Below are 12,969 nucleotides of genomic sequence, written 5' to 3'. Positions count from 1 at the left end.
GGGTTGAGGCAACGGTTTCTCAGCGGTCTATCATACTCCCGCAAAGAGATGGCATTGCGATGCGGGGCATTTCCCGCTACCTTAACCACACTTTATTGATTCCCTGAGGCGGAGCTTCGCCCTTTTGAAATACCTTGCTTCCGTTCATGCAACCCTAAAAGTTTCACGCTATCTGTTCAGGGCGCTGGCGCTACTGGTTTGGCTTCTGATTGCTTTTGCTTCAGTGTTCTACATTGTGAATGCGTTGCATCAGAGAGAGTCTGAGATTCGTCAGGAGTTTAACCTCAGCTCCGATCAGGCCCAACGCTACATTCAGCGCACTTCTGACGTGATAAAAGAGCTGAAATATATTGCTGAAAATCGCTTAACGGCGGAAAACGGTGTGATGTCCCAACGGGCACGGGACGATAAAACCGTCGTGCCTAATTTTGAGCCGTTGTTTGCCGATTCCGACTGTACGGTAATGGGGAATACCTGGCGCGGATCGCTGGAATCGCTGGCGTGGTTTATGCGCTACTGGCGAGACAATTTTTCTGCCGCTTACGATTTGAATCGTGTGTTCCTGATCGGCAGTGATAACCTCTGCATGGCCAATTTCGGCCTGCGTGATATGCCTGTTGAACGTGACGTCGCTCTGAAAGCGCTACATGAGCGCATCATCAAATACCGTAACGCGCCACAGGAAGAAAACGGCAATAACCTGTTCTGGATAAGCCAGGGGCCGCGTCCCGGTGTAGGGTATTTTTATGCGCTTACACCAGTTTATCTGGCGAATCGCCTGCAGGCGATGCTGGGTGTGGAGCAGCCTATTCGTATGGAGAATTTCTTCACACCAGGCAACTTGCCGATGGGTGTGACAATCCTCGATGAAAATGGTCATGCGTTGATTTCGTTGACCGGTCCAGAAGGCAATATCAAAGCTGAACCGCGCTGGATGCAGGAACGCTCCTGGTTTGGTTATACGCCGGGTTTTCGTGAGCTGGTGTTGAAGAAAAATCTGCCGCCATCATCACTCAGCATTGTCTATTCCGTTCCGGTCGATATGGTACTGGAGCGGATCCGCATGCTGATCCTGAACGCGATTCTGCTGAATGTGCTGGTGGGTGCGGCACTATTTATGCTCATGCGTATGTATGAGCGACGTATCTTCATTCCTGCGGAAAGTGACGCGCAGCGACTGGAAGAACATGAGCAGTTTAACCGTAAAATTGTTGCTTCCGCGCCGGTCGGCATTTGTATTCTGCGCACCATAGACGGCATTAACATCCTGAGCAATGAGCTGGCTCATACCTACCTGAACATGCTGACGCATGAGGACCGGCAACGGCTAACGCAAATTATCTGCGGCCAGCAGGTTAATTTTGTTGATGTGCTAACCAGCAATAATACCAATCTGCAAATCAGCTTTGTGCACTCACGTTATCGCAATGAAAACGTAGCGATTTGTGTACTGGTGGATGTCAGCGCTCGCGTCAAAATGGAAGAGTCGTTGCAGGAGATGGCTCAGGCGGCGGAACAGGCAAGCCAGTCTAAATCGATGTTCCTTGCGACGGTGAGCCATGAACTGCGTACCCCGCTGTATGGCATTATCGGTAATCTCGACCTGCTGCAAACGAAGGAACTTCCTGATGGGGTGGATCGCCTGGTGACGGCGATGAATAACTCCTCCAGTCTGTTGCTGAAAATTATTAGCGATATTCTCGACTTCTCGAAAATCGAATCTGAACAGCTGAAGATTGAGCCGCGTGAGTTTTCGCCGCGAGAAGTGATGAACCATATTACCGCCAACTACCTGCCGCTGGTGGTTCGCAAGCAACTTGGGTTGTACTGTTTTATCGAACCGGATGTGCCGGTGGCGTTAAATGGTGATCCGATGCGCCTGCAGCAGGTGATTTCTAACCTGTTGAGCAATGCGATTAAATTCACCGATACCGGCTGTATTGTGCTGCATGTGCAGTGCAGCGGTGACTACCTCAGTATTCGCGTGCGCGATACCGGCGTGGGCATTCCGGCCAAAGAGGTCGTGCGCCTGTTTGATCCTTTCTTCCAGGTGGGGACAGGGGTGCAGCGCAATTTCCAGGGAACCGGGCTGGGGCTGGCAATTTGTGAAAAACTGATCAGCATGATGGACGGAGATATCTCCGTTGATTCTGAACCGGGAATGGGTAGCCAGTTTACGTTGCGTATTCCACTTTATGGTGCGCAATACCCGTTGAAAAAAGGGGCTGAAGGCCTTGCGGGTACGCGTTGCTGGCTGGCGGTGCGTAACGCCTCGCTGTATCACTTTATCGAAACCAGCCTGGCGAGTGCGGGGATGACAGTACTGCGCTATGAAGGTCAGCAGCCTGAGGCGGATGATGTACTGATTGCTGATGATGCGCAGGAACAGGCCTGGAAGGGGCGAGCAGCGGTTATTTTCTGCCGTCGCCATATTGGTATTCCGCTGGAAAGAGCGCCGGGTGAGTGGGTGCACAGTGTGGCATCACCGCACGAGTTGCCTGTGCTATTGGCGCATATTTACAGCGTTGAACTGGGCAATGAAGAACTTTCCAGCGCGCTACCAGCCCCGGATAAGATCGGTAGCACGAACGATGACATGATGATTCTGGTGGTCGACGATCATCCGATAAACCGCCGTTTGTTGGCCGATCAACTGGGATCGCTGGGATATCAGTGTAAAACTGCTAATGACGGTGTGGATGCGCTAAATGTATTGAGCAAAAACCATATCGACATTGTGCTGAGTGACGTCAATATGCCGAATATGGACGGTTATCGTCTGACGCAGCGCATTCGCCAGTTGGGCTTAACGTTGCCGGTTGTCGGTGTGACGGCTAATGCGTTAGCAGAAGAGAAGCAGCGATGCCTGGAGTCAGGTATGGATAGTTGTCTGTCCAAGCCTGTGACGTTAGATGTGCTGAAGCAAACGCTGGCGGTCTATGCAGAGCGGGTCAGAAAAACGCGGGTATAAAAAATGCCTGATAAGCGTAACGCGCTATCAGGCATTTCTGAGCTTAGAGCCAGGCTCTAAGTGAATTAGTCTTTGTCTGACGGACTCAACGTCACGGACGACAGGTAATTCAGCAATGCAATATCGTTTTCCACACCGAGCTTCATCATCGCAGACTTTTTCTGGCTACTGATGGTTTTAATGCTGCGGTTGAGTTTTTTAGCGATTTCAGTGACCAGGAAACCTTCGGCAAACAGGCGCAGGACTTCGCTCTCTTTTGGTGACAAACGTTTGTCACCATAACCGCTGGCACTGATTTTCTCCAGCAGGCGAGAGACGCTTTCCGGGGTAAATTTCTTGCCCTTTTGCAGCGCAGCCAGCGCTTTCGGCAGGTCAGTTGGCGCACCTTGTTTAAGGACGATCCCTTCAATATCGAGATCCAGTACTGCGCTCAGGATAGCCGGGTTGTTGTTCATGGTAAGAACGATAATCGACAGGCTCGGGAAATGACGCTTGATGTATTTAATTAACGTGATCCCGTCACCGTATTTATCTCCAGGCATGGAGAGGTCGGTAATCAACACATGGGCATCTAATTTTGGCAAATTGTTGATTAGTGCAGTGGAGTCTTCAAATTCGCCGACAACATTCACCCACTCGATTTGCTCAAGTGATTTACGAATGCCGAACAGCACAATCGGATGGTCATCGGCAATAATTACGTTCATAGTGTTCATGTATTGGGCTACCTTGCTACAGCAAGCTCTTGACGTAATTGTCAATGTCGCTGATATACTTTTCTATACCTGGAGCATCCTTCTCTTGAATAAGATGTTCCAGCGCTTCACATAACTGCTTGCCGGGTACCAAATTAAGCATGGCAAACACGCCTTTCAGGCGATGGGCGGTTTGAGCTAACGCAGCGAAATCACTGGTTGCTGCCTCAGTATACAACCTCTTAACATCATCCGGTACTGTGTCCACAAAGAGCGCATAGTAACCGCTGGCATGAAGTTCGGCGTTTTCATCTCCGCCGAGAGGGAGTTGTTGGATCTCTTCCTGCGCCAGTTGTTCTTCAATTAGCGCCAGGACAGCTTCCTGCATCGCATTGCTCATATTAAAGTTGACGCGCAACTGACCAGGGCCAATTTTCCTCACGCCAGACTCATCATCGCTTAAAAGCAAGCCCGAGGCAGTAAGATTAGACGGATTATCAGTTAAAAAGAGATCATATTCTTGACTATTTAACCGTTCATCGGGCGTGATGCAGGTTGCTCCCCAGTTTTCTAACTGACGTAACACAATGCTACGTACGTCATTAGAGGTGACATCAACCATCACGCAGACGTCATCCAACAGGCGTTCTTCAATGTCAGCATGCTGGTCATGCAGTGGCATTTTAACATGGACTATATAGCGTGTTCCAAGTTCTTCCCGTGCTTTAATATTCAGGTGTCCGCCCAGTTTACGGGCTAATTGATCGCACAGCCAAAATGTTAGTGGATTTGCTTTACCGTAGCGATCGCTCTGCGTTTCATTAATGAACGGGAAATGCAGATTATCAATTTCATTTAACGTGATCCCTTCACCAGTATCCAGAATACGGAAGGTCAGACGTTCTGCTTCCGACTCGTCCTGGTCAACCTCGAGGGTAATTTTACCAATTTGGGTAGTGGTTACCGCATACTGAATCAGCAGCATCAGAATGCGGCGCAAAGCATCGCGGTCGCCACGGCGCTCGTCACTGGCGCTGAGGTGATTTTTGATTAGCAACTGTAGCCCTTTACGTTTAATCACCGGCAGAACTTCAGGGACCACTTCATCAATTAACGTCTGAATGGAAAACAGCGTTGGGTCGCTTTTCCAGGTGTCGCTCTCCAGAATATTAGCCAACTGGATTTCATCCACCATACGAACCAGAATATCAGCCTGATTTGCCAGCTTCTGACTGTCAGGCGTATTTAGCGCGGCAGCGTTGACGGCAAGTATTCTGGCGGGTTCTTTCAGAGCACTGCCTATATTCTGCATAAAGGCAGCGCGGGCCTGTTGGTTTTTCTCATACAGACGCTGTGCTTGTTTCAGCTTTTTATTAACCAGAATTTCTCTGTCCTGGTCACGAATGATAAAGATCTGTGTACGCGGTGAAATCTGACTGCGGAACAGCCTGATTTCATACAGTTCATTATTAATAGTGGCTTGAATCATGCCCTGATGCTGTTCCGCCATGCTGGTAATGTTTTGCAGATTTAAATGCGGCAGCAGGTGGTCGGCAATTTTATTACTGATGACCGTACGGTTCGCCTCCTGGTCATGTACCAGTAAACCCAGAGGCAGCAGGGAAACAATCTCTTCATTAATGGCCCGCAGAACGCGTAATTCATTATTGGCGGCAAGGTTTGGCGCCACGTCGGTCGAGCGGGCAGGGAGGTGGCGAAAGGTGGTATAGCCAAACAGCGCCAGGGCAAGCAGGGCGATATTCAGTAATAGCGGTAGCAGGATGCTTTGCAAAGATTCAAGGAGCAATGAACCAAACGGTACCTGCCAGACAAGTCGCATATCCGTTGAGTTCAGCGCAGAGGAGATCTCAATTTTACTGTTGTTAAAGCTGATACTGACGCTGTCAGGTGATTCTTTTTCATTAAGATGTTCGGCCGTTGAGGTGGCATCCGGTTCCAGATGGAAGCTGTCCAGCGGCATTCCTGGTGGGATAAGATCATTAATTGGCAAATCAAAAGCGACGACGGTTGCCAGATGCCCCGGCTGATTAAATGTAGTACGTAGCGTGAAGTAATGTCCGTTTTGCCAGGCCAGGCGGCGCAGGGAGGAGAAGCTTTCACGTTCGTCCAGCGCGTTGGCCTGCTGCAGCATTTCAGCACGGCGTGAATCGACGATATTACCTATCGTTGACTCTTTAAAGCCGGAAGAGAGATCTTTTAGCGGCAGCGTTGAAATAAGGATCAGGCTATTGTCCTGACCATTCAGATAATACATTGACCACGGAATATTCTCCGCTCCCCACAGCGTATCCAGATAGGTCGAAATGCGCTGGGTCATCTCCAGCGTCGAGCTGTCGTGTGAACCGAAAATAAGCGCTTCGGTCTTTCTGCGGGGTTTTTCAAGATAGTAAACATCTTGTTTAAGGCGAGTCTCTTGTAGCCCGTCGGCGGTAGAGGAGGTGGTTGTGGCGGCAATGTTGTCATAGATCTGCCAGGTTACGTACCGCCAGGTATCGACCCTTTTATGGATAGCATGAGTGATATCAACTATCTGATAGCTTTTATCTTTTAACCAGGTGTTAACCGCACTCTGGACCATCACGCCCATCATCACCAACAGCACAACGATCAGTAATAAGAAGAAACGGGTAATACTTCCCGGCAACAGGGAGAATCGGGTAGAAACCGTTGTGTCTGACTGACTCATTCGTGTTTATGACCTGTTAAAACGACGCTAAAGATGATGGGGCAGTATAAAGGGTAATGTATGAATTGCCATACTAACGCAACGCCCGTAGTACAGCATTTTTTACCGCGCATTTCGCTGCTGCCATAGCGCTGTAAAGGTGTACAGCGTACAGAGTGAGGTACAAATATAAATGCAAGACCTAAGAATTTAGCATTAAATAACAAGAAATTATTTAATGGATTTATACGTGATGAATGCGAGATGAGAGGGTTAATAATCGTTATAGTTTAGGAGAGTTAGCACAGGATGGTAAGTTTTGTGTAAAGAAGGGTAAAAAAAAACCGAACGCAGAGCATTCGGTTGAAATAGGGGTAAACAGACATTCATGAATGAATGACGGTAATAAATAAAGTTAATGATGATAGCGGAACTATTTTAGTTGCGAGTGAAGATTTTGTTTTGTCATTCAGTGCTATGAGTAAATCTAACTCAATTATTTGATTTTTAAGCATTTTGTAATGAATCTTGATTATTCGTGCTTATTTTGGCTGTTTTTTACATTTAAAAAAGTTCCCTTATATTAATATTTTGAAACATCTATGGTGATAAATGAAACACCTTAAAAGTTTTAGTATCATATTCGTGTTGGATTATTCTGTGTTTTTGCGGAGAATGAAGTTGCCGACTGGTTAATGAACGTTAATCAGTATGCAGTGGCATAAAAAAGCAATAAAGGCATATAACAGAGGGTTAATAACATGAAAGTTAAAGTACTGTCCCTCCTGGTACCAGCTCTGCTGGTGGCAGGCGCAGCAAATGCGGCTGAAATTTACAACAAAGACGGCAACAAATTAGACCTGTACGGCAAAGTCGATGGTCTGCACTATTTCTCCGATAACAAAGGTGATGATGGTGATAAAACTTACATGCGTATCGGCTTCAAAGGCGAAACCCAGGTTAACGATCAACTGACCGGTTACGGCCAGTGGGAATACCAGATTCAGGGTAACCAGAGTGAAGCCAGCAACGACGCCTGGACGCGTGTGGCATTCGCAGGTCTGAAATTCGCTGATGCAGGTTCTTTCGATTATGGTCGTAACTATGGCGTGACTTATGATGTTACGTCCTGGACTGACGTCCTGCCAGAATTTGGCGGCGACACCTACGGTGCTGATAACTTCATGCAGCAGCGTGGTAACGGTTATGCGACTTACCGTAACACTGATTTCTTCGGCCTGGTTGATGGTCTGAACTTTGCTCTGCAGTACCAGGGTAAAAATGGTAGCGTAAGCGGTGAAAACGTAAGTGGTCGTAGCCTGCTGACTCAGAATGGCGACGGTTACGGCGGATCACTGACTTATGATCTGGGTGCTGGCTTCGGTATCGGTGGTGCGATTACTACCTCTAAACGTACTGCTGACCAAAATGCTGTTGGCGTATACGGCAACGGCGATCGTGCAACGGTTTATACCGGTGGCCTGAAATACGATGCGAACAACGTATACCTGGCAGCACAGTACTCCCAGTCTTACAACGCTACCCGTTTCGGTACCTCTAATGGCAGCAACCAGACTGCTGCTTATGGCTTCGCAGACAAAGCACAAAACTTTGAAGTTGTGGCTCAGTACCAGTTTGATTTCGGTCTGCGTCCGTCCGTTGCTTACCTGCAGTCAAAAGGTAAAGACATCAGCAATGGCTTCACTAACTTCGGTGACCAGGACATCGTGAAATATGTTGATGTTGGCGCGACTTACTACTTCAACAAAAACATGTCTACCTATGTTGATTACAAAATCAACCTGCTGGATGACAATGCGTTCACCCAGGCTGCAGGCATTGCTACCGATGATATCGTAGCACTGGGTCTGGTTTACCAGTTCTAATCTGCATTTATCTCTGTCAAAGGGCCTGCGGGCCCTTTTTTAATGCCGTTTTTCTGACGTACAAACAACTATTTTTGGTGTACTCTTGCGCCCGTTTGCATGAGGATAATCACGTATGGATATGAATTTTTGTCGTGTAGCCCTGTTGGCTGCAACGATCTTTTTTGTCGGGTGCGATGAGGCCCCGAAATCGGCTCAGCTCCCGTCACCGACCGCCACGGTACTGGAAGGTAAAACAATGGGAACCTTCTGGCGGGTCAGTGTGGTGGGAATAGATGCCAAACGCGCCGGGGAATTGCAGGCGAAGATCCAGACTCAGCTTGATGCTGACGATCAGCTTCTCTCTACCTATAAAAACGATTCTGCATTGATGCGCTTTAACCTGTCGAAAAGCCTGTCACCATGGCCGGTAAATGACGCGTTGGCGGATATTGTAACGTCTGCGTTACGTATCGGCGCAAAAACGGATGGGGCTATGGACATCACCGTTGGGCCGCTGGTTAATCTGTGGGGGTTTGGTCCGGATCAGCAACCTGTTCATATTCCTGCTCAGGCGCAAATTGATGCAGCAAAAGCGAAGACTGGCCTTTCGCATCTGAAGGTCGTTAATGAGGCCCATCAGAACTACCTGCAAAAAGATTTGCCGGAATTGTACGTTGATCTCTCCACCGTGGGAGAAGGTTATGCCGCTGATCATCTGGCCCGCCTGATGGAACAAGAGGGGATCGCTCGTTATCTGGTCTCCGTGGGCGGTGCGCTGAACAGCCGGGGAATGAACGCCGAGGGGCATCCGTGGCGTGTGGCGATTCAGAAACCAACCGATCGCGAAAACGCGGTGCAGGCGATTGTGGATATTAACGGGCACGGGATCAGTACTTCCGGTAGTTACCGTAATTATTACGAACTGGATGGCAAGCGTCTGTCACATGTTATCGATCCGCAATCCGGTCGACCGATCGAACACAATCTGGTGTCCGTGACGGTAATTGCTCCGATGGCGCTTGAAGCCGACGGCTGGGATACCGGACTGATGGTTCTCGGAACGGATAAAGCCAAAGAGGTCGTGCGTCGTGAAGGGCTGGCAGTTTATATGATCGTGAAAGAGGGCGATGAGTTTAAAACCTGGATGTCGCCACAGTTTAAAAGCTTTCTGGTCAGCGACAAAAATTAAAAAGCAAGAATACGGGTTTTTGTATCATGCAATGCGGACACACTGAGCCTAAGCGCTATGCTTAACCAAGGAGTCCAAAATGAAAAATATCTTACGCCTGACTGATGATGACCGCTGGCAGTCTGTGTTGGATCGCGACACAGACGCCGACGGTCAGTTTGTCTTTGCCGTTCAAACTACCGGTATTTTTTGTCGTCCCTCCTGCCGGGCGAAACATGCGCTGCGCAAAAACGTCAGCTTCTTTGCGGATGCACAGCAGGCACTGGCTGCCGGGTATCGGCCGTGTAAACGCTGTCAGCCGGACAAAGACAATGCGCAACAACATCGGTTGGATAAGATTACCCTCGCCTGTCAGCTTTTAGAGCAAGAGTCCCCCCTCACGCTGGATGAATTAGCGCAACAGGTGGCGATGAGCCCGTTCCATTTACATCGTCTGTTCAAAGCGACAACAGGAATGACCCCGAAAGCGTGGCAGCAGTCCTGGCGCGCTCGCCGTCTGCGCGATGCGCTGGCGAAAGGGGAGCCGATAACGCAGGCGATCCTTAACGCCGGGTTCCCCGACAGCAGCAGCTACTATCGTAAAGCGGATGCGGCGCTGGGCATGACGGCGAAACAATTTCGTAAAGGCGGCGACAGCGTATCTGTGCGCTACGCGCTTACGGACAGTGCTCTGGGTCGCTGCCTGGTGGCGGAAAGTGAACGCGGTATCTGTGCGATTTTACTTGGCGATGACGATGCAACGTTGATAGCGGAGCTCCGTGAACTGTTTCCCACCGCGCTTGACGAACCTGCAGATGTGCAATTCCAACTGCATGTGCGTGAGGTGATTGCCGTGATTAACACGCGCAACAGGCCACTGTCCTTACCACTGGATATCCGGGGAACCGCATTCCAGCAGCAGGTGTGGCAGGCGCTACGTGCTATTCCCTGTGGTGAGACGGTTAGCTATCAGCAACTGGCCAGCGCAATCGGCAAACCGAAGGCTGTTCGCGCGGTGGCCAGCGCCTGCGGGGCGAATAAGCTGGCGATTGTGATCCCGTGTCATCGGGTGATCCGCGGTGATGGTGCGCTTTCGGGATATCGTTGGGGCGTTGCGCGTAAGGCACAACTCCTGCAACGTGAAACTACCGGCGAGGAAACATAATGCTCGATCTCTTTGCAGATGCGAAACCCTGGCAAGAGCCACTGGCATCCGGTGCGGTAATTTTGCGACGTTTTGCGTTTGACGCCGCACCTTCCTTACTACAGGCGATCTCATCCGTCGCCACCTTGTCGCCTTTTCGCCAGATGGTTACGCCCGGCGGTTATACGATGTCGGTGGCGATGACCAACTGTGGTCATCTGGGCTGGACGACGGATCAGCACGGTTACCTTTATTCTCCAGTTGATCCGCTGACTGGCGCAGGCTGGCCGCCATTACCGGACGTTTTTGTCGACCTGTGTCAACAGGCAGCAATTGCCGCAGGCTATCCTGACTTTCACCCGGATGCCTGCTTGATTAACCGCTATAACCCCGGGGCAAAACTGTCGTTACATCAGGATAAAGATGAACCCGATCTGCGAGCGCCTATTGTATCTGTGTCGCTGGGTTTACCGGCGATCTTTCAGTTTGGTGGTTTGCAGCGTAATGATCCGTTAAAACGTTTGCTGCTGGAACATGGTGATGTGGTGGTATGGGGAGGGAAATCGCGTCTGTTTTACCATGGTATCCAGCCGCTTAAGACGGGGTATCATCCGTTGACGGCCGACTGTCGTTACAATCTGACATTTCGCCAGGCGGGTAAAGCGGAATAAAAATAAGAATTATTATTGCTGTAAGCGTTGAGATGTTTAAACTGCGGGCTGTTATTACTTGTCCGGGTTGTACACATGGAACTTTTACTTCTTGTCTGGCGGCAGTATCGCTGGCCATTTATCAGCGTAATGGCGCTCAGCCTTGCCAGCGCTGCGCTGGGAATTGGGCTGATTGCGTTTATAAATCAGCGCCTGATTGAGACGGTCGACACCACGCTGATGGTGCTGCCGGAGTTTCTCGGCCTGCTGCTGTTACTTATGGTCGTCACGCTTGGCTCACAGCTGGCGCTGACCACGCTGGGCCACCACTTTGTCTACCGCCTGCGTAGCGAATTTATCAAACGTATACTGGATACCCACGTTGAGCGCATCGAGCAGCTTGGTAGCGCCTCATTACTGGCCGGTTTGACCAGTGATATCCGCAACATTACCATCGCTTTCGTCCGTCTGCCTGAGCTGGTACAGGGAATTATTTTGACCATAGGATCGGCGGCGTATCTGGCGATGCTGTCGACCAAAATGCTGCTGGTAACGGCAATCTGGATGGCGATCACTATCTGGGGCGGATTTGTACTGGTGGCGCGGGTGTACAAACATATGGCTACCCTGCGTGAAACAGAAGACAAGTTGTATAACGATTATCAGACGGTGCTGGAAGGGCGCAAAGAACTGACGCTCAACCGTGAACGTGCCGAGCATATCTTTAACCAGTTGTACGTCCCGGATGCCAAAGAGTATCGCCATCATATTATCCGTGCCGATACCTTCCACCTGAGCGCAGTCAACTGGTCCAACATTATGATGCTGGGCGCTATTGGCCTGGTGTTCTGGATGGCTAATAGTCTGGGCTGGGCAGATACCGCAGTGGCGGCGACCTATTCGCTGACGCTGCTGTTCCTGCGTACGCCGTTACTCTCTGCCGTCGGCGCGCTGCCCACATTGCTCACCGCGCAGGTGGCTTTCAACAAACTGAATAAGTTCTCACTGGCACCATTCAAGGCAGAGTTTCCGCGACCAACCGCGTTTCCGAACTGGCAAACGCTGGAACTGCGCAATGTGGTATTTCACTATCAGGATAATGCGTTCTCCGTTGGGCCGATTAATCTGACCATCCATCGTGGCGAACTGCTCTTCCTGATTGGCGGCAACGGCAGCGGAAAATCTACGCTGGCGATGCTGCTTACCGGATTGTACCAGCCGCAGTCTGGTGAGATTTTACTGGATGGCAAGGCGGTAGCGATTGAAAAACCAGAAGATTATCGCAAGCTATTCTCGGCGGTGTTCACCGACGTCTGGTTGTTCGACAAACTGTTGGGCCCTGAAGGGAGAGACGCAAATCCGCAACTGGTGGCGAAGTGGTTGGATCATCTGAAGATGGCGCACAAGCTGGAATTGAATGATGGTCGCATCCTCAATCTGAAGCTGTCTAAAGGGCAGAAAAAACGTGTGGCGCTGCTACTGGCATTAGCGGAGGAGCGCGACATTATTCTGCTGGATGAATGGGCTGCCGATCAGGATCCGCACTTCCGCCGTGAATTTTATCAGGTGCTGTTGCCATTAATGCAAGAAATGGGCAAAACCATTTTCGCCATCAGCCATGACGATCATTACTTTATTCATGCCGATCGTCTGCTGGAGATGCGCAACGGGCAGCTTACCGAGTTAATGGGTGATGAACGCGACGCCGCATCGCGTGATGCAGTAGCCCGTACAGCCTGATCCCATAGGCCGGATAAGGAGCTACCGGCCTACGGTTAACACTCTCA

General features: G+C 50.1%; 8 protein-coding genes. 6 read left to right on the top strand and 2 right to left on the bottom strand.

Features of this window, described 5'->3' with window-relative positions; translation table 11 throughout:
- The first annotated feature begins 124 nt into the window (after positions 1–124).
- Positions 125–2,971: a two-component system sensor histidine kinase RcsC gene (gene rcsC / locus OH663_RS10920; RefSeq protein ID WP_045445421.1), complete on the top strand. Its 2,847-nt coding sequence runs from the start codon at positions 125–127 to the stop codon at positions 2,969–2,971.
- Between the two features lie 65 nt (positions 2,972–3,036).
- On the opposite strand, the gene rcsB is transcribed toward rcsC, so the two are convergent.
- Together rcsB and rcsD are read right to left on the bottom strand one after the other, a co-directional pair.
- Positions 3,037–3,687 carry a response regulator transcription factor RcsB gene (gene rcsB / locus OH663_RS10915; RefSeq protein ID WP_045445418.1) on the bottom strand — a complete coding sequence of 217 codons (651 nt, stop codon included), beginning with the start codon at positions 3,685–3,687 and terminating at the stop codon, positions 3,037–3,039.
- Between the two features lie 16 nt (positions 3,688–3,703).
- Complete coding sequence (gene rcsD / locus OH663_RS10910) at positions 3,704–6,373, bottom strand: phosphotransferase RcsD (protein WP_045445415.1); 2,670 nt, start codon at positions 6,371–6,373, stop codon at positions 3,704–3,706.
- Positions 6,374–7,113: 740 nt separating this feature from the next.
- Between rcsD and OH663_RS10905 the strand changes: the two genes are divergently transcribed.
- From OH663_RS10905 to OH663_RS10885, 5 genes are all read left to right on the top strand, one after another.
- On the top strand, positions 7,114–8,238 hold the full coding sequence (locus OH663_RS10905; protein WP_045445412.1) for a porin OmpC: 1,125 nt from the start codon (positions 7,114–7,116) through the stop codon (positions 8,236–8,238).
- A 115-nt stretch (positions 8,239–8,353) separates the two neighbouring features.
- Positions 8,354–9,409, top strand: a complete 1,056-nt coding sequence (gene apbE, locus OH663_RS10900; RefSeq protein ID WP_200010165.1) for an FAD:protein FMN transferase ApbE — start codon at positions 8,354–8,356, stop codon at positions 9,407–9,409.
- Positions 9,410–9,488: 79 nt separating this feature from the next.
- The gene (ada, locus tag OH663_RS10895) at positions 9,489–10,553 is read left to right on the top strand and encodes a bifunctional DNA-binding transcriptional regulator/O6-methylguanine-DNA methyltransferase Ada (protein ID WP_200010159.1); all 1,065 of its coding nucleotides are present in this window, start codon (positions 9,489–9,491) and stop codon (positions 10,551–10,553) included.
- Positions 10,553–11,203 (top strand): DNA oxidative demethylase AlkB, encoded by a 651-nt coding sequence (alkB, locus tag OH663_RS10890; RefSeq protein ID WP_045445403.1) that lies wholly within the window; start codon positions 10,553–10,555, stop codon positions 11,201–11,203. Before ada ends, alkB begins: the two co-directional genes overlap by 1 nt.
- A gap of 75 nt (positions 11,204–11,278) precedes the next feature.
- Positions 11,279–12,922: a multidrug ABC transporter permease/ATP-binding protein gene (locus OH663_RS10885; protein WP_200010158.1), complete on the top strand. Its 1,644-nt coding sequence runs from the start codon at positions 11,279–11,281 to the stop codon at positions 12,920–12,922.
- Positions 12,923–12,969: the final 47 nt, after the last annotated feature.

The organism is Citrobacter sp. Marseille-Q5395 (assembly GCF_947057495.1).
In the GTDB taxonomy this organism is placed as follows: Bacteria; Pseudomonadota; Gammaproteobacteria; order Enterobacterales; family Enterobacteriaceae; genus Citrobacter; species Citrobacter murliniae.
This window is presented reverse-complemented; position numbering and strand designations above follow the sequence as displayed.

Bases quoted from the DNA above. Each gene is read 5' to 3' on its own strand.
- alkB (WP_045445403.1), top strand. From the start codon at position 10,553: ATGCTCGATCTCTTTGCAGATGCGAAACCCTGGCAAGAGCCACTGGCA.
- ada (WP_200010159.1), top strand. From the start codon at position 9,489: ATGAAAAATATCTTACGCCTGACTGATGATGACCGCTGGCAGTCTGTG.
- rcsD (WP_045445415.1), bottom strand. From the start codon at position 6,373: ATGAGTCAGTCAGACACAACGGTTTCTACCCGATTCTCCCTGTTGCCG.
- OH663_RS10885 (WP_200010158.1), top strand. From the start codon at position 11,279: ATGGAACTTTTACTTCTTGTCTGGCGGCAGTATCGCTGGCCATTTATC.
- OH663_RS10905 (WP_045445412.1), top strand. From the start codon at position 7,114: ATGAAAGTTAAAGTACTGTCCCTCCTGGTACCAGCTCTGCTGGTGGCA.
- rcsB (WP_045445418.1), bottom strand. From the start codon at position 3,687: ATGAACACTATGAACGTAATTATTGCCGATGACCATCCGATTGTGCTG.
- apbE (WP_200010165.1), top strand. From the start codon at position 8,354: ATGGATATGAATTTTTGTCGTGTAGCCCTGTTGGCTGCAACGATCTTT.